Consider the following 16,043-nt stretch of genomic DNA (forward strand, 5'->3'; position numbering starts at 1 on the left):
GGGGAACGATGATGGAACAGCAAGAAAAACAAACTGCGCTTATTGATCTTCGTGACATTTCGATATCATTCGGCGGTATTAAAGCGGTTGATCAGGCTTCAGTCGATTTGTTTCCTGGTGAAGTTGTGGCTTTGCTTGGGCACAACGGTGCAGGAAAATCGACACTGATTAAAATTCTCTCCGGTGCATATAAACGTGATGCAGGCGATATTTATGTGCGCGGAGAAAAGGCAACAATTGCCAATCCGCGTGATGCGAAAGACTATGGTATCGAAACGATTTACCAGACGCTCGCACTTGCCGATAATGTCGATGCTGCAGCCAATTTGTTCTTAGGCCGTGAAATGCTCACGCGCTGGGGAACATTGGATGATGTGGGCATGGAGGCCGAAGCGCGAAAAGTAATGGGGCGTTTGAATCCGAACTTTCAGCGTTTTAAGGATCCGGTCAAACAATTATCAGGTGGTCAACGCCAATCTGTGGCGATCGCTCGTGCCATTCTTTTCAATGCACGCATTCTGATTATGGATGAACCAACGGCTGCACTTGGACCGCAAGAAACGGCGCAAGTTGGTGAGTTGATTAAGCAATTGAAGAAAGACGGTATCGGCATCTTCCTTATCAGTCATGACATTGAAGATGTGTTCGATCTTGCTGACCGTGTTGCTGTGATGAAAAACGGGCAAATGGTTGGCACTGCAAAAACAGGTGATGTGACCAAGGATGAAGTGCTCGGAATGATCATTCTCGGAAAATGCCCTCCTGGTGCTATTCCAGGTCCAGGCGCAATCCAAGAATAAGGAACACATTATGCATCTTGGATTAGACCTTGGCACTTCAAGCATAAAAGGGCTGTTGATCGACGATAATCAAAAGATTATCGCAGAGGCAACAGCTCCAATGGCTGTGTCACGCCCACAAGACGGCTGGTCCGAACAAGACCCAGCCGAGTGGATTAAAGGCGCAGAAAGCGTTTTTGATGCATTGGCCCAAAAGACTGATTTATCAAAATTAGTGTCAATTGGCTTGAGCGGCCATATGCATGGCGCAACGTTGATCGACAAGAATGACATGGTTTTGCGGCCTTGTATCTTGTGGAATGATACGCGCAGCCATGTTGAAGCGGCTGAAATGGACAGCGATGCTGAATTTCGCAGCGTGTCCGGCAATATTGTTTTTCCCGGTTTTACAGCACCCAAAGTCGCTTGGGTAAGGAACAATGAACCTGAAATTTTCAATCAGATTGCAAAAGTTCTGCTTCCGAAAGATTACTTACGCTTATGGCTGACAGGTGGGCATGTTGCCGAAATGTCAGATGCAGCTGGCACAAGCTGGCTGGATACGGGCAAGCGTGACTGGTCTGACAGTTTGTTGCAAAAAACAGGTTTAACCCGCGACCAGATGCCGAGCCTTGTTGAAGGCAATGAAGTCTCTGGTACGCTTAGATCTGTGCTTTGCCAAAAATACGGCGTTACCCAAAGTGTGGTTGTTGCAGGCGGCGGCGGCGATAATGCTGCGTCGGGCATCGGCGTTGGTGTCGCAAAAGCAGGTGACGCATTTGTATCGCTTGGCACATCGGGTGTTTTATTTGCTGCAAGCGATGGTTATGCACCGGATGCAGCTTCTGCAGTTCACACATTTTGCCATGCATTGCCGAAAACGTGGCACCAAATGGGCGTGATATTGTCAGCAACAGATTCGCTTAATTGGTATGCAAAGCTTGTTGGCCAGGACGCAGCCCAGCTGACTAAAGCGCTTGGTGAACTTGAGGCGCCGAGCAAGACATTGTTTATGCCTTATTTAGGCGGCGAACGTACGCCGCATAATGATGCAGCCGTTCGCGGCGCATTCATCGGCTTGGAGCATGCAACAAATACGGCTGCAGGAACGCGCGCTGTGCTTGAAGGTGTGGTTCATGCATTCCGCGATAGTTTCGATGCACTCACATCAACGGGCACCAAAATTGAACGCATCATGGCAGTGGGCGGCGGCTCTAAATCTGATTATTGGCTATCTGCAATTGCAACGTCACTTCAAATGCCAATCGATGTACCTGTTGCGGGTGATTTTGGCGGTGCGCTGGGTGCGGCCCGTTTAGGCATGATGGCCGCTGGAGCAAGTGCAGATATTGTGACACGCCCGCAGGTTGCCAAAACGATCACTCCTAATCTTCAATTATCGAATGCCTTTGCTGATGCGCACCAGCGCTACCGCGAAGCCTACAAATCTATAAGGAATCTAACATGACCGACTTTTTCAAAGGTATTGATGCTGTAAAATATGAAGGCCCTGATAGCGACAGCGAGCTTTGTTATCGTCATTACGATGCCAACGAGATTGTTATGGGCAAACGCATGGAAGATCATTTGCGATTTGCAGTCGCCTATTGGCATAGCTTTGCATGGGAAGGTGGAGACCCTTTCGGTGGCCGAACATTTGATCGCCCTTGGTTTGGCAGCACAATGGACAAAGCAAAGCTCAAAGCTGACGTTGCCTTCGATATGTTCAAGATTATCGGTCAGCCTTATTTTTGTTTCCACGATGCTGACATGCGTCCAGAAGGCGATAATTTTGCTGAAAGCACACGCAATCTGGAAGAGATGGTCGATTACATCGGCACCAAAATGGAAGCCGCAGAGACTAAACTTCTTTGGGGCACTGCGAACTTGTTCTCCCATCGCCGCTTTATGTCAGGTGCCGCAACAAACCCTGATCCTGAGGTCTTTGCTTATTCAGCAGCTACAATCAAAACATGTATGGACGCAACGCTGAAACTTGGCGGTGAGAACTATGTTCTTTGGGGCGGCCGTGAAGGCTATGAAACGCTGCTCAACACCGATCTGAAACAGGAACGCGCACAAGCAGGCCGCATGTTGCAGATGGCTGTCGATTACAAACATAAAATCGGCTTTAAAGGTGCAATTCTTATCGAGCCAAAACCGCAAGAGCCAACGAAGCATCAATATGATTATGATGTTGCTACCGTATATGGGTTCTTAAAAGCGTTTGGACTTGAGAACGAAGTTCAAATGAATATCGAGCAGGGTCATGCAATTCTTGCAGGCCATTCTTTTGAGCATGAACTTGCGATGGCAGCAGCGCTCGGCATTTTTGGCTCAATTGATATGAACCGCAATGATTACCAATCTGGCTGGGATACTGACCAGTTCCCGAACAATGTACCTGAAATCGCGCTTGCCTATTACGAAGTCATTAAGGCTGGCGGATTTAAAACAGGCGGCACGAACTTTGATGCTAAACTACGCCGTCAGAGCCTCGATCCAGTTGATCTGATCGCTGGTCATGTGGGCGCAATGGATGTGTGTGCATTGGGCTTTAAGAAAGCCGCTGCAATGTTTGAGGATGGTAAATTAGAGCAAGAGCGTAACGCGCGTTACGCTGGCTGGAATGAACCAGAAGCCAAAAAGATGCTTGAAGGCGGTCATTCGCTTGAAAGCATCGAAGAATATGTTCGCGGCGGTGACGTCAATCCTGAACCTCGTTCAGGCAAACAAGAACGCCTTGAAAATCTCGTTAATCGCTTCATGTAAGCGTCAAAACACCCTAAATATAAGAAATGTTGGGCCGCATGAGTTGAAATTACTCGTGCGGCCTTTTTCATTATATGTGCCTTAAATAGGGAAATTTTAGCTAATTTTTTAATGCCGCATTAACCGCATTTGTTTGCCGTACGGGATAACGCATTCATCTTCAGGGTTTATTTGTCTTTGCGAGGCAATTTAGCACGATGATAGGAGATGTTCCGTGCTGAAACCGGTAAAATCTATTTTGATGGTTGATGATGATCCAGATGATGTTTTCATCATCCGCGATGCGCTGAGTGATATTTCTGATGAAGAATATAAAATCACAATCGCCAATGATCCGCTTGTTGCCCTTAAAATTCTGGAGCGGAAAAGCTTTGATGTCATCCTAACTGATTACAGAATGGGTGCGCTGACGGGAATTGATTTAATCAAACAAATTCGCAGCAAAGGCCTATCGACACCTATTATTTTGCTTACGGGAGTTTCACAACGTGAACTCGATGATAAGGCGCTTGCTGCGGGGGCTTCTGATTATCTTAGCAAAGCAGATATCAACGGACCTTTGATTGAACGTGCAATCCGCTATGCGATTGCCAATGCGCGCCGACAAGAATTATTCTCCTCTGTGCTATCTAATGTTAAAGCTGCGATATGCGTTGTCGATATTGTAGGTACGCCGCAAATCTGGAATCCAGAATTCCTAGCTATCGCAAAATTAAATTCAGCCTTGCTGGAAAGTCATGATGCCGTTGCAGAGTTTGCAACACAGGTGTCTGAAGCTGAGCAGTCAAGTTTGGTCGAAAAAACCAAGCATGAGAAAAAAGTCACTCACTTGCCCGATGGGCGAAGTGTGATCATGCTGCATGATATTTCTGAACATTTGAGCGCGCTACGACAGCGCGAACTTGCTGAAGAAAAAGCAGCTCACCAAGCTAAAACCTGCTCTATGACGGGCCTACCAAATCGGTTGGCTTTCACAGAAAAACTAGAAGAAACTATCCGTTCCGGTAAGAACTTCAGCCTGCTCAATATCGATCTTGATAAGTTCAAGAGTTACAATGATATTTACGGTCATCCCTTTGGCGATGCGTTGTTAGTAAAACTATCGGCACTTTTTCAAAATGCATGTACTCAAGGTGATTATCTGGCAAGAATCGGCGGTGATGAGTTCATTGCTATCCAGCTGCATGATGGTGACGATGACCGAACAGAAAAACTAGAAGACCGTATTTTTGCGCGGCTTGATAACAATATCATGATCGATGGCCGTAGGCTTAATATGAGTGTCAGTATTGGTGTGGCAAGCTTCCCCAAACACGCTCAAACGGCTCAAGACCTTTTGTCATACTCTGATATTGCGATGTATCGTGCAAAGGCAAAGGACGGCCTAAGAGTAGAGTATTACGATTCAGGCTTAGATGAAGCGGTGCGTGAACAACGCCGCCTTACAAATGATTTGCAATCTGCCATCCGCGAAGAACAGTTAGATGTTTTCTTCCAGCCCCAATTTGATCTCAGCAGCGGCAACCTTATTGGCTGCGAAGCATTGGCGCGTTGGATACACCCAGAAGATGGCCCAATTCGTCCTGATATATTCATCAAAATCGCTGAAGATTGCGGGCTGATTGAAGATCTTGGTAAGCTTATTTTACGTAAAGCTTGTCAGCTGGGCCGTGAATGGAAAGCAGACATCAAAGTCGCCGTGAACATTTCCGCTGTACAGGTGCGTCACACAGACCTCGTCAATGACATACAAACGATCTTGCTTGAGACAGGCTTTCCAGCAAGGCGTCTGGAACTTGAAATAACCGAAACGGTTCTCATCGAAGACTTCGAGCATGCGCTCCATGTGTTGCGCGGCATTAAAAATCTTGGCGTTGGTTTGGCAATGGACGATTTTGGTACGGGCTTCTCGTCCCTGTCATCGTTGATATCGTTCCCATTTGATAAGCTGAAAATCGATCGCTCTTTTATTATGGATATGGATAAGCGCGAGCAGCTAAAATCCGTTATTCGTACATGTATTGGGCTAGGGCAGAATTTGAACTTGCGTATCGTCGCTGAAGGCGTCGAGCAGGAAAGTCATATTGATTTTCTACGCTCAGAAGGTTGCGATGAAATGCAGGGATATTTCTGCGGCAAGCCTATGCCGCAAGCACTCTTTATGGATTTTATGATGAACTACGCTTTAGATCGTGGTTCAGTCCAAGATGGTGATAGGACAGTGAAAAAAGTCGCTTAAGATAAAAGCGACTTTAAAACAAAGCTTTGATCCGATGCCATCGCCGCAGTGAGTGTTGCGCCGGAAGCAAGGATACGCTTAGACATGGCGTAAGTTGCCGCATCATTCATGCAGTCAACCGCAATGAATTTGCCTTTTGAGAAGTAGAAATGCGAAACACTTCCTTCGCGCTTGCCAGTTCTAATAACCACATTATCATAACCGCGGTTGAGGCCGGCAATTTGTAATTTCATGTCATATTGATCTGACCAGAACCACGGTTCCGGGTGGTAGGCTTTGTTCAAACCAACAATATTATTGGCTACAATTGCCCCTTGATCATGGGCATTTTGAACAGATTCGAGGCGCGTTGGCTGTTCTTCAAATGGCAGTAGGGCGACATCGCCGCAGGCATAAATATCAGGATCATTTGTGCGGCCATACGCATCAACTATGATGCCTGCATCTGTTTCAAGTTCAGCGGCAATGGCTAATTCCATATTTGGTATAATGCCAATGCCGATAATAACAATGTCTGCGCCAATCACTTGACCATCGGCAAGAACAACACCGTTACAAGCACCATTTCCATCATCGCGAATTTTAGAAATACTCACATTTTCCAGAATTTTCACGCCATGGCTTTCGTGCAATGCACGGAATGTGTTTGCGGTCTCAGCGCATGCGACACGTTGTAAAATACGCGGCGCAGCTTCCAGAACGGTCACCGACAGTCCTTTCTTTGAAGCTTCGGCTGCAGCTTCCAAGCCAATATAGCCACCGCCAATAACCGCGAGTTTTTTGCCCGAGATCATTTTTGCCATTAAAGTATCTGCATCTTTAAGGTCGCGCATGACATGCACATTACTGAGCGCGCCGCCCATTTCAGCAGGTAATTTGCGCGCCTCAGCGCCGGTCGCCAACACAAGCGTGTCATAGGGAACAGATGCGCCACCTTCGAGCTGTAACTGCTTGTTGCCACGATCTATGGCAGTTGCACGGGTGCTTAAAATGAGATCAATATTGTTGTCAGTGTACCATTGTGCGGGGCGTAAATGCAGCCGATCAAGCGTCATATCACCAGACATATAGGCTTTGGATAGGGGCGGGCGTTGATAAGGTAGGTCACTTTCAGCAGTGATGATTTTAATCGCGCCGTCAAAATCTAGCTTGCGCAAATTATCTGCAACAGAAATGGCAGCATGACTACCACCTACGATGATGATCTGATTTGACAAATTGCTACGTCCTTAAAAAAGTAAAAGCGGCACCTGCGTACCGCTTTTCTTTATTACGTAAAAGGCACGATTGTGTCACTTCTCATTTAGGCGTTTTCTGGCTCGCCAACAAATGCCTTTTCAACAACAAAATGCCCAGGCTTAGAGTTTGCGCCTTCTTCCATTCCTGCAGCCTCTAGGAGTTCCTTAATTTCAATATTAAGTCCCATCGAGCCGCAGATCATCACGCGGTCTTCTTCTGCGTTGAAAGCCGGTACGCCAATTTCAGCAAAAATTTCACCGGAGCGAATTTTGTCCGTCACACGGCCCATATTGTCCGACTGCTCGCGCGTTGTCGTTGGGTAATAAATAAGCTTACCTTCAACCATCTCGCCAATCAGCGGATCATTGCGCAGATTATCGACGAGTTCTTTGCCATAAGTTAGTTCAGCATTTTCGCGGCACGTATGCGTCAGAATAACTTGATCGAACTTTTCATACACTTCTGGATCGCGTATGAGCGAGGCAAAGGGAGCAATGCCAGTGCCCGTGGCAAGCATATAAAGACGTTTGCCGGGCAAAAGCGCATCAACAACAAGCGTGCCAACAGGTTTCGTTTTCAAGATAACCTGATCGCCAACTTTAATCTTTTGTAGCTTTGACGTCAGCGGTCCATCTGGTACCTTAATGGAATAAAATTCTAATTCTTCATCCCATGAGGGGGAAGCAATAGAATAGGCTCTCAAAATTGGACGTGCAGGCTTGTCGCCAACAGGCTCGCCCATCAAGCCGATCATAACAAACTCACCAGAGCGGAAACGCAGCGATTGCGGCCGCGTTAGACGGAAAGAGAAAAGTCGATCCGTGTAATGCTTCACTTGGGTAACGGTCTGCCCGTCAGGCAGTAGCGCCGCAGATTTCTCGGCGATAGGTGTCATATCATTCATGGTCATAAACTCTCTTAAACAGCTAATGCAGCTTGTTGCAATCGTGTTTGATAAGTTGTGTCGATACGTCCTACCTGCTCGAGCCACTGACTTTCAGGTTGGCGTTCGGCATCGGCTGCAGAAATTGCAATGTCATTGAAGCCACAACGTCGTGCATGTGCATATTGATCTGCAATCAAATGCCCGACGGCGCGAAGCGGCCCTTTATAGCCTGCACGGCGTAAGTCCATAGCAAGCGAAAAGCCACGACCATCAGCAAATGAGGGGAAGACAACATCTATACGCTCAACGCCGCTCAAATGTTGGACGACTTCATTCGCATCAGCTGTATTTTCAAGAGTAAGAACAGAATTGCTATTATTTTGTTTGCCAAGAAAACCTTGGTCCGTGACGACGATAAACTCTTGATCTTCAGACATTTTGCTTGCTTTCCCGAACGGCGTTTCCGTTTTCGAAATGAATTCCACATTCAACTTTGCTCATACCGCGCCAACGGCCTGAACGTGCATCTTCTCCAGCTTTTATGGGCGAAGTACAGGTTGCGCAACCAATTGATGCATAGCCGTGATTGACCAATGGATGGCGCGGTAAATCAAACCATTCCATATATTCTGACAAATCATCAGGCGCCCAATCCGCAAGAGGATTGATTTTAATCTTGCCTTCAGCTGTTGTTTCGACAGGGGCAATAGTGCTGCGTGTGAAAGCTTGAAAGCGTTTTCGACCTGTTATCCAACCGTCATAATCTTTGAGGGCTTCTGCAAGAACAGATGTTTTGCGGAAATCGCAGCATTTATCTGCATCATCCTTGTGCATCCGGCCCCAAACATCTTTTTCCCTGATCGTCTGTGAAGATGGTGAGATTGTTTGAACATTGGTAAGGCCAAGATGGCGGATAAGATCAGCCTTATATTGAAGCGTCTCTTCAAACAGCATGCGTGTGTCGATAAACAAAACCGGTGCGGCTTTGTCTACGCGGGACAAAAGGTGCAAAAGCACCGATGATTCTGCACCAAATGAAGATACCGCAGTAATTTTGCCGTGCTTCTTCGTGATGAACGCATCACCAAGAAGCTCGATCGCTTTTTCTTGTAGATCATGCAGCGCGGGCATTTGTTTCATCCTTATAAATTGCTGCCTTAAAAGGGGCAACGCCGACACGGCGGTAGGCTTGCAAGAATGTTTCATCTTCAGCTTCGCGAATGTCGAGATAGGTTTGAATAATAGCTTCAATCGCAGGAATAAGGTCTTCAGCAGCAAAACCTGGACCTGTGCGCTCGCCAATAGTCGCTGTTTCAGTACCATCGCCGCCCAACGTAATCTGGTAGTTTTCAACGCCAGCCTTATCCAGTCCCAAAATACCGATGTGACCGACATGGTGGTGACCACAAGCATTGATACAGCCTGATATTTTAATTTTCAGTGGGCCAATCTCACGTTCGAGTTTTAACTCATCAAAACGAACAGCAATTTCTTGCGCAATTGGAATAGAGCGCGCTGTTGCCAGTGCGCAATAATCCATGCCGGGGCAGGCGATAATATCAGACAGAAGGCCGATATTGGCCGTACCTAAACCAGCTTCTTTAAGCGCGGCATAAACCGCCGGAATGTCTGCCTTGCGCACATGAGGAAGAATAATATTCTGCTCGTGGCTAACGCGCAGTTCATCATGACCATATTTTAGCGCCAGTTCAGCAAGAACACGCATCTGGTCCGATGTTGCATCACCCGGTGTGCCACCAACAGGTTTGAGTGACACAGAAACAATGCCATAGGCCGGATTTTTATGCTCTGCCACATTGGTTTCCACAAATGAGCGGAATGCAGCATTTTCAATCTGCGCATGATCGAATGCGAGCGATTGAGTATTGTCAAAAAGCGGTGGTGCGAAGGCAGCTTCTAGGCCTTCGACCAATGCAGCTGGCGGCGCTTGGAAGAACTTTTTCTGCTCGATAAACGCTTCTTCAATCAGCGCTCTGATTTCATCAGTGCCAGTCTCGTGAACCAGAATTTTGATACGCGCTTTATATTTGTTATCGCGGCGTCCATTCAAATTATAGACGCGCAAAATTGCTTCCAGATAAGGCAGCAAATCAGCCTTTGGCAGAAATTCACGCATGGTCTTACCGACCATTGGTGTGCGGCCAAGACCGCCGCCGACAATCACTTCATAGCCTGGCTCACCGGCTTCATTGCGCACCATGCGCAAGCCAATATCGTGGGCCTTGGTGACCGCCCGATCGTTTGGAGCGCCTGTGATAGCAATCTTGAATTTGCGCGGCAAAAACTGAAATTCAGGATGGTCAGTTGACCACTGGCGAAGCAGTTCCGCTGTAGGGCGCGGGTCTTCGATCTCGTCTGCCGCTGCACCTGAGAAATGATCAGCCGTTACGTTGCGAATACAATTGCCCGATGTTTGGATTGCATGCATTTCAACATCAGCAAGCGCTTCCAAAATTTCTGGAACATCGCGTAGTTTCGGCCAGTTGAACTGAATGTTTTGACGCGTGGTAAAGTGGCCGTAACCCTTATCCCATTTGTCAGCAATATAGGCTAACTGATTCATTTGGCGTGAGTTTAGCGTACCGTAAGGCACAGCAACACGCAGCATATAAGCGTGCAATTGCAGATAAAGGCCATTCATCAAACGCAGCGGCTTGAATTCGTCCTCTGTGAGTGAGCCGTCGATGCGACGCTCAACTTGACTGCGAAATTGCGCAACACGATTGCGCACAAATGTTTCATCGAACTCTGAATATGCGTACATAATTACGCTCCGATTTGTTTGGTGTCGGCTTGCTTGCCGTGAAAATAATTGGACGGGCCGCGGGTGCGAAACTCTTCGCGAAAATGATCGGGCGCAGGTTTGCCATCAGCGTCGATTTCAATTTTCATAGCATAGGCACCAACGATAGAACCCTGTTGGCCATATGCAGTCTTAAGCATGGTTTCAACCTGTTCAGCTGAATCGGCGATATGCGCTTCAGCAATATCGCGTGCCCAAGTTCCGTCTGCTTTGAGATAGATTACATCGCCTTCAAAAAGATCATTGGCAGTGATGATTTGCGGTACAAAATTGCGGGCCATTACAGCGCTCCTGCAGAATATAGTTCGGGTGCATCTTCAAGCGTTACGGATGCTGCAACAGCATCGCGCGGACAAAGGCCATATAAAATAATAGCAGGCCCTGTGATTGAAGCGGCGTTGAGTGTGTCCTGCAGTTTTGCCACCGTTGTTGATATGATTTTCTGATCGCTTCGTGATACATTTTCGATTGCAGTCACAGGCGTTTCAGAGTGAGCGCCGTGCATCAAGAGGCGGCCGCGCAGAAAATGAGCAGCGCGTACACCCATGTAAATCGCAGCGACTGAATCTTGTTTGGCTAGATCACGCCAATCATGCTCGGCAAAGCCTTCGACCTCACGGCCGGTGAGAATGCGTAATGCTGAGTTGCGTCCGCGCCGTGTCAATGATGTTCCAATTGTTGCTGCAGCAGCAGAAGCTGATGTTATACCCGGCACAATATCAAAAGAGATCGCTGCTTCATCGAGCGCATCAAGTTCTTCATCAAGGCGGCCAAAGATCGCTGGATCACCGGATTTCAAGCGCGCGACCTGCGCGCCCTTGGCAGCATGCTTAATCATCAACGCATTGATGTCGTCTTGTTTCCAAGAAGGGCCGTAACCTTTTTTGCCAACTTCAATCACGATTGCTTCGCGGCGTGCTAATTCAAGAATCGCTTGCGGTACGAGTTGGTCATGCAAAACGACATCTGCTTCGTGCAAAAGGCGGCGTGCTTTCAAGGTCAATAGTTCTGGATCACCTGGACCTGTGCCAATCAAAGAAACATGGCCTTCGCGCGGGCGGGTTTCGATGGCGTCAGTTAGTAAATCGTTGAGTGCATCATTAACGGCTTTTTCGCCGCCCGTTTGAAGCGCCGCATCGCCTGCGCCCTCATAGTAGCGGCTCCAAAAGTCACGACGAATACGTCCTTGCGGCAACATATCGGCGCGGCCACGAAATGCCTGACCAATGCGTGCGAGAATGCCGAGCGACGCTGGGAGGCGCTCTTCAATGTCTGCCTTGATACGCCGTGCGAGTACAGGCGCTGCGCCTTCCGTACCAATTGCAATTGTTACAGGGTCGCGGTCAACAATTGCCGGTGTGATGAATTCGCTATCTTCCAGATTGTCGACGATATTTATAAGTGCGCCTGCGTCGTGGCCGATCTTGGCAACGCGTGCATCTTCAATGTCATCTTCATTGGCTGCATAAAGCATAGCTGCGCCGTCTGCGTCGCCAATCTCAAGCGCACGTTCAACCAACGTTAATTTGCCTGTTGAAGCCCAAGCACGAACCTGATCTTCTGCTTCAAGACCAAACACAATAATATGAGCTTCGGTCTTCAGCAGTAGACGCAGTTTTGCGATTGCACATTCACCTGCGCCAGAAACAATAATGCGGCGACCGACTACATTTAAAAATATTGGAAAATGACGCATAGGGTTTCCTTTTCAGTAATCCTGAAAATAGGGTTTCGCATAGGCGTGTATAAGAAATGGAATTCCAATTTATGAAGCATCTGGGGAATAATTGTTTTTTCGGGCGGGAAACACGTTCACGAATGCTTGATTGACTGTGTTTGCTTTTTCACAGGTTGCGACAATCGGTCAGTTTCGAACTATTCCAATTTCTGTCTTAGCCCGTTATAGAAAGTTTGAGAAAATTGTATGAGAGCGGCGCTGGTATTTTAAGTGTTGCGGACGAAGGGTTAGAGTTTTGGATTTTAATCGCTTTTTTGCCGATAAACTTGAAGGCTTAGTTGAAGCTGGCAATTACCGTGTGTTTGCTGATCTTGAGCGTAAAGCTGGTGCGTTTCCAAAGGCGTTGCGCCACCGCGAAGACGGCACAACGCATGAAGTTACGGTCTGGTGCTCGAACGATTATTTAGGCATGGGCCAGCACCCGTCTGTAACTGCGGCTATGCATGAAGCAATTGACAAATGTGGCACCGGAGCAGGCGGTACGCGCAATATTTCCGGCACGAACCATTATCATGTGAAACTTGAGAACGAACTTGCTGATCTTCACGGCAAAGAAGACGCGCTTATTTTCACATCTGGTTATGTGTCCAACTGGGCAGCGCTCGGCACGTTACTTACCAAAATTCCAAACATCATTTGCTACACAGATGCGTTGAACCATGCATCCATGATTGAAGGCATTCGTCATTCACGCTGTGAGAAGCGAATCTTCCGTCATAATGACGTTGCTCATCTTGAAGAACTCATGGCGCAGGATGATCCAAACGCACCCAAGCTAGTCGCGTTTGAAAGCGTCTATTCAATGGATGGCGACATCGCGCCGATTGAAGATATTTGCGATGTAGCCGACAAATTTGGCGCTCTTAAATATATCGATGAAGTGCATGCTGTTGGCATGTATGGCCCGCGCGGCGGCGGCGTAGCTGAACGCGAAGGAATCATGCACCGCTTGGACGTGATTGAAGGAACGCTCGGCAAGGCGTTCGGCGTTATGGGCGGATACATCACAGGCTCAAAAAACCTGATCGATTTTGTACGCTCTTTTGCTTCAGGCTTTATCTTTTCAACCGCATTGCCGCCAGCTGTCGCAGCGGGTGCAACGGCATCTATCAAGCATTTGAAAGAAAGCCGCGTCGAGCGCAAAGCACAGAAACGTAATGTTGCTGCCGTTCGTGCTGCCTTCGATAAACGCGGCATTCCGCATATGCCGAACCCGAGCCATATCGTGCCGGTAATGGTGGGCGATGCGTCCAAGTGTAAATGGATTTCCGATATTTTGCTTGAGCGCCATGGCATCTATGTTCAGCCAATCAACTACCCAACGGTGCCTGTTGGTACGGAACGTTTGCGCATTACGCCAACGCCCGCGCATTCACCGGAAGACATTGCACATTTGGTAAGCTCATTGAGTGAACTCTGGTCGCAATGTGCGCTGGCACGGCAAGTCGCCTGAATTAAGCAATCAACGTAACTGATTCAAATGATTAATATTTAGCGCAATGCCTTTAAATGGCTTTGCGTTGAATCAGTTTGTGAAGTTGCTCAACCAGCACTTTAATGTCTTGCGGGCCAACCGTGCACCAATCCACTTAAAATACTCTGCGTGTCTGCTCCCAATGCAGGCGCTGTATCGATGTTTGATGTCATTTGCCCATCAATCAAAAATGGTGAACGAACGCCCGGAACACCAAGCGATGTTGCGATTTGCAGTTCGCGTGCTTTGACATGTGGATCGTTGAACATGTCTTCGATTGTATTGATTGCACCAACGGGCACCGCATGATTCTCACATGCTTCAATCAGCGCATCGCGTGCCCAATCAGTTGTAGCCGCTGTAAGGCTAATTGTTAAAGCGTCACGGTTTTCAACTCGCTTTTGGTTCGTCGCAAAAAGCGGATTTTGCGCTAGCTCTTGCGCTCTTAGAATTTCACATAGACGTGCAAATTGCCCATCATTGCCAACGGCTAAAATGATATGCCCATCCTTCACAGGGATGACCTGATAAGGCGCAATATTTGGATGCGCATTGCCTAGTCGGGCAGGGGCGCTGCCTGTTGCAAGGTAATTCATATTTTGATTGGCAAGCGAAGCGGCCATCACTTCCATCAATGCGATATCGATGTGGCTACCCTTATTGTGCTTAAGGGATTTAACCAGCGCTGCGTTGATTGCAGATACAGCATAAAGGCCCGTTAGAATATCGGTGATTGCAACGCCGGCCTTCATTGGCTGTCCATCCGGTTCTCCGGTAATAGACATAAAGCCGCTCATACCTTGGATAATAAAATCATATCCTGCGCGATGCGCATAAGGGCCGGTTTGTCCAAAACCAGTAATGGAGCAATAAACCAGATTGGGATTAGCCTTTGAAAGGCTTTCATAATCGAGGCCGAATTTCTTCAATCCACCGACTTTGTAATTTTCAATGACGACATCTGCCGTGCTTATAAGTTTTTTTAACGCGCTCAAATGTTCGGCGTTTTTAAGATCGAGCGCAGCTGAGCGTTTACCGCGATTGGCACTGTGGAAATAGGCAGCCGATAGGTCTTCGCCATTTGCACCTTTTATAAAAGGTGGTCCCCAATGGCGGGTTTCATCGCCGCCATCAGGGTTTTCGATTTTAATGACGTCGGCGCCAAGGTCCGCGAGCAATTGACCTGCCCATGGCCCTGCAAGTACGCGCGCTAATTCAACAACGCGCACACCCTCAAGCGGTTTAGACATTTATGTTTGTCGCGCCCGTTTTGCGTTGCAACAATTGTTTTTCAGCCATGAGTTTACGCTGATAACGACCCTGAACAATTTCAACTAGAACCATCGTCACAAGCACGAAGTAGAATGTTGTTTTGCTCATTGCCTCAACAGAGAAGCCGAAGAATTTCAGATGTGCCAGATGGCCGCCTTCTGTCGTCAGCAAGATACCGACGAGCAAGAGAACGAAAAGGCCAACGACCTCATACATGCGATTTCGGTTCAAGAAGTTTGCAACCGTTTCGGCCATAGCAACCATCAAAATGCCGGAAATAATAATCGCTGCGACCATGACGATGAAATGATCAGTCAAAGCAACGGCTGAAAGTACGGTGTCGAATGAGAAGACAACGTTCATGGCAACGATCCAGAATAGCGCTTTGCGAACCGATGTCATGGCGCGGTTGCCCATATCATGGTCCATATCGTCTAAAGCGAGCATATGGGTGATTTCTTTGATTGCGGTGTACATCAAGAAAACACCACCAGCCAAAACGATGATTGCATGACCGCTTACTTCGCCTTCAGCGATGCCAGCCCAATTGAACGTATAAAATGGTTCTTGGAAAACCTTAATCAGCTGAAGGACGACAAATAGTAGTATAATACGAAGAACAATCGCTAAAATAATACCCAAGCGCCGTACACGGGCTTCGTGCTGCGCCCCGACCTTCTTTGCTTCCAGCGAGATGTAGAGCAAATTGTCAAATCCGAGCACTGTTTCAAGCGCTGTTAAAATGAGAAAAGTAATCAGATTGTCTATTGTAAATAGACCGGCGAGCAATTCCATTGCGTATTCTCCAAGAAGATTTTGA

At 47.6% G+C, this 16,043-nt stretch carries 14 protein-coding genes; 5 read left to right on the top strand and 9 right to left on the bottom strand.

The genetic code is table 11. From position 1 onward, the window contains the following. The first annotated feature begins 11 nt into the window (after positions 1-11). From C504_RS0100145 to C504_RS16895, 4 genes are all read left to right on the top strand, one after another. Positions 12-800, top strand: coding sequence for an ATP-binding cassette domain-containing protein (locus C504_RS0100145; RefSeq protein ID WP_018687260.1), 789 nt, complete (start codon positions 12-14; stop codon positions 798-800). Positions 801-810: 10 nt separating this feature from the next. After that, positions 811-2,247, top strand: a complete 1,437-nt coding sequence (gene xylB, locus C504_RS0100150) for a xylulokinase (RefSeq protein ID WP_018687261.1) — start codon at positions 811-813, stop codon at positions 2,245-2,247. Next, a complete protein-coding gene (gene xylA, locus C504_RS0100155; RefSeq protein WP_018687262.1) occupies positions 2,244-3,551 on the top strand; it encodes a xylose isomerase in 1,308 nt (435 codons plus the stop codon). The genes xylB and xylA overlap by 4 nt, the downstream gene beginning before the upstream one ends. A gap of 214 nt (positions 3,552-3,765) precedes the next feature. Continuing rightward, the gene (locus C504_RS16895; protein ID WP_052323622.1) at positions 3,766-5,790 is read left to right on the top strand and encodes a putative bifunctional diguanylate cyclase/phosphodiesterase; all 2,025 of its coding nucleotides are present in this window, start codon (positions 3,766-3,768) and stop codon (positions 5,788-5,790) included. Here the strand turns inward: C504_RS16895 and C504_RS0100165 are convergent. The 7 genes from C504_RS0100165 to cysG form a co-directional block, all read right to left on the bottom strand. Further along, a complete protein-coding gene (locus C504_RS0100165; RefSeq protein ID WP_018687264.1) occupies positions 5,787-7,007 on the bottom strand; it encodes an NAD(P)/FAD-dependent oxidoreductase in 1,221 nt (406 codons plus the stop codon). The genes C504_RS16895 and C504_RS0100165 overlap by 4 nt on opposite strands. Before the next feature lie 86 nt (positions 7,008-7,093). After that, a complete protein-coding gene (locus C504_RS0100170; protein WP_026317087.1) occupies positions 7,094-7,933 on the bottom strand; it encodes a ferredoxin--NADP reductase in 840 nt (279 codons plus the stop codon). Positions 7,934-7,947: 14 nt separating this feature from the next. Next, entirely contained in the window at positions 7,948-8,352 is a 405-nt protein-coding gene (locus tag C504_RS0100175) for a DUF934 domain-containing protein (protein WP_018687266.1), read from the bottom strand. After that, on the bottom strand, positions 8,345-9,055 hold the full coding sequence (locus tag C504_RS0100180; RefSeq protein ID WP_018687267.1) for a phosphoadenylyl-sulfate reductase: 711 nt from the start codon (positions 9,053-9,055) through the stop codon (positions 8,345-8,347). Before C504_RS0100180 ends, C504_RS0100175 begins: the two co-directional genes overlap by 8 nt. Continuing rightward, on the bottom strand, positions 9,030-10,700 hold the full coding sequence (locus C504_RS0100185) for a nitrite/sulfite reductase (protein WP_018687268.1): 1,671 nt from the start codon (positions 10,698-10,700) through the stop codon (positions 9,030-9,032). The genes C504_RS0100180 and C504_RS0100185 overlap by 26 nt, the downstream gene beginning before the upstream one ends. 2 nt (positions 10,701-10,702) lie before the next feature. Then, on the bottom strand, positions 10,703-11,020 hold the full coding sequence (locus C504_RS0100190) for a DUF2849 domain-containing protein (RefSeq protein ID WP_018687269.1): 318 nt from the start codon (positions 11,018-11,020) through the stop codon (positions 10,703-10,705). Further along, a complete protein-coding gene (gene cysG / locus C504_RS0100195; protein ID WP_018687270.1) occupies positions 11,020-12,435 on the bottom strand; it encodes a siroheme synthase CysG in 1,416 nt (471 codons plus the stop codon). The genes C504_RS0100190 and cysG overlap by 1 nt, the downstream gene beginning before the upstream one ends. A gap of 277 nt (positions 12,436-12,712) precedes the next feature. Here cysG and hemA point away from each other — a divergent pair, with 277 nt between their 5' ends. Continuing rightward, positions 12,713-13,930 (top strand): 5-aminolevulinate synthase, encoded by a 1,218-nt coding sequence (gene hemA / locus C504_RS0100200; RefSeq protein WP_018687271.1) that lies wholly within the window; start codon positions 12,713-12,715, stop codon positions 13,928-13,930. A gap of 101 nt (positions 13,931-14,031) precedes the next feature. Here hemA and C504_RS0100205 read toward each other — a convergent pair whose 3' ends face one another. After that, on the bottom strand, positions 14,032-15,201 hold the full coding sequence (locus tag C504_RS0100205) for a CaiB/BaiF CoA transferase family protein (protein ID WP_018687272.1): 1,170 nt from the start codon (positions 15,199-15,201) through the stop codon (positions 14,032-14,034). Then, the gene (locus C504_RS0100210) at positions 15,194-16,018 is read right to left on the bottom strand and encodes a TerC family protein (RefSeq protein ID WP_018687273.1); all 825 of its coding nucleotides are present in this window, start codon (positions 16,016-16,018) and stop codon (positions 15,194-15,196) included. Before C504_RS0100210 ends, C504_RS0100205 begins: the two co-directional genes overlap by 8 nt. Between the last annotated feature and the right edge of the window lie 25 nt (positions 16,019-16,043).

The organism is Ahrensia kielensis DSM 5890, assembly GCF_000374465.1.
In the GTDB taxonomy this organism is placed as follows: Bacteria; Pseudomonadota; Alphaproteobacteria; order Rhizobiales; family Rhizobiaceae; genus Ahrensia; species Ahrensia kielensis.

Coding starts and splice junctions, on each gene's coding strand:
- C504_RS0100145 (WP_018687260.1), top strand. CDS start 12: ATGGAACAGCAAGAAAAACAAACTGCGCTTATTGATCTTCGTGACATT.
- xylB (WP_018687261.1), top strand. CDS start 811: ATGCATCTTGGATTAGACCTTGGCACTTCAAGCATAAAAGGGCTGTTG.
- xylA (WP_018687262.1), top strand. CDS start 2,244: ATGACCGACTTTTTCAAAGGTATTGATGCTGTAAAATATGAAGGCCCT.
- C504_RS0100170 (WP_026317087.1), bottom strand. CDS start 7,933: ATGAATGATATGACACCTATCGCCGAGAAATCTGCGGCGCTACTGCCT.
- C504_RS0100175 (WP_018687266.1), bottom strand. CDS start 8,352: ATGTCTGAAGATCAAGAGTTTATCGTCGTCACGGACCAAGGTTTTCTT.
- C504_RS0100180 (WP_018687267.1), bottom strand. CDS start 9,055: ATGAAACAAATGCCCGCGCTGCATGATCTACAAGAAAAAGCGATCGAG.
- C504_RS0100185 (WP_018687268.1), bottom strand. CDS start 10,700: ATGTACGCATATTCAGAGTTCGATGAAACATTTGTGCGCAATCGTGTT.
- C504_RS0100190 (WP_018687269.1), bottom strand. CDS start 11,020: ATGGCCCGCAATTTTGTACCGCAAATCATCACTGCCAATGATCTTTTT.
- cysG (WP_018687270.1), bottom strand. CDS start 12,435: ATGCGTCATTTTCCAATATTTTTAAATGTAGTCGGTCGCCGCATTATT.
- C504_RS0100205 (WP_018687272.1), bottom strand. CDS start 15,201: ATGTCTAAACCGCTTGAGGGTGTGCGCGTTGTTGAATTAGCGCGCGTA.
- C504_RS0100210 (WP_018687273.1), bottom strand. CDS start 16,018: ATGGAATTGCTCGCCGGTCTATTTACAATAGACAATCTGATTACTTTT.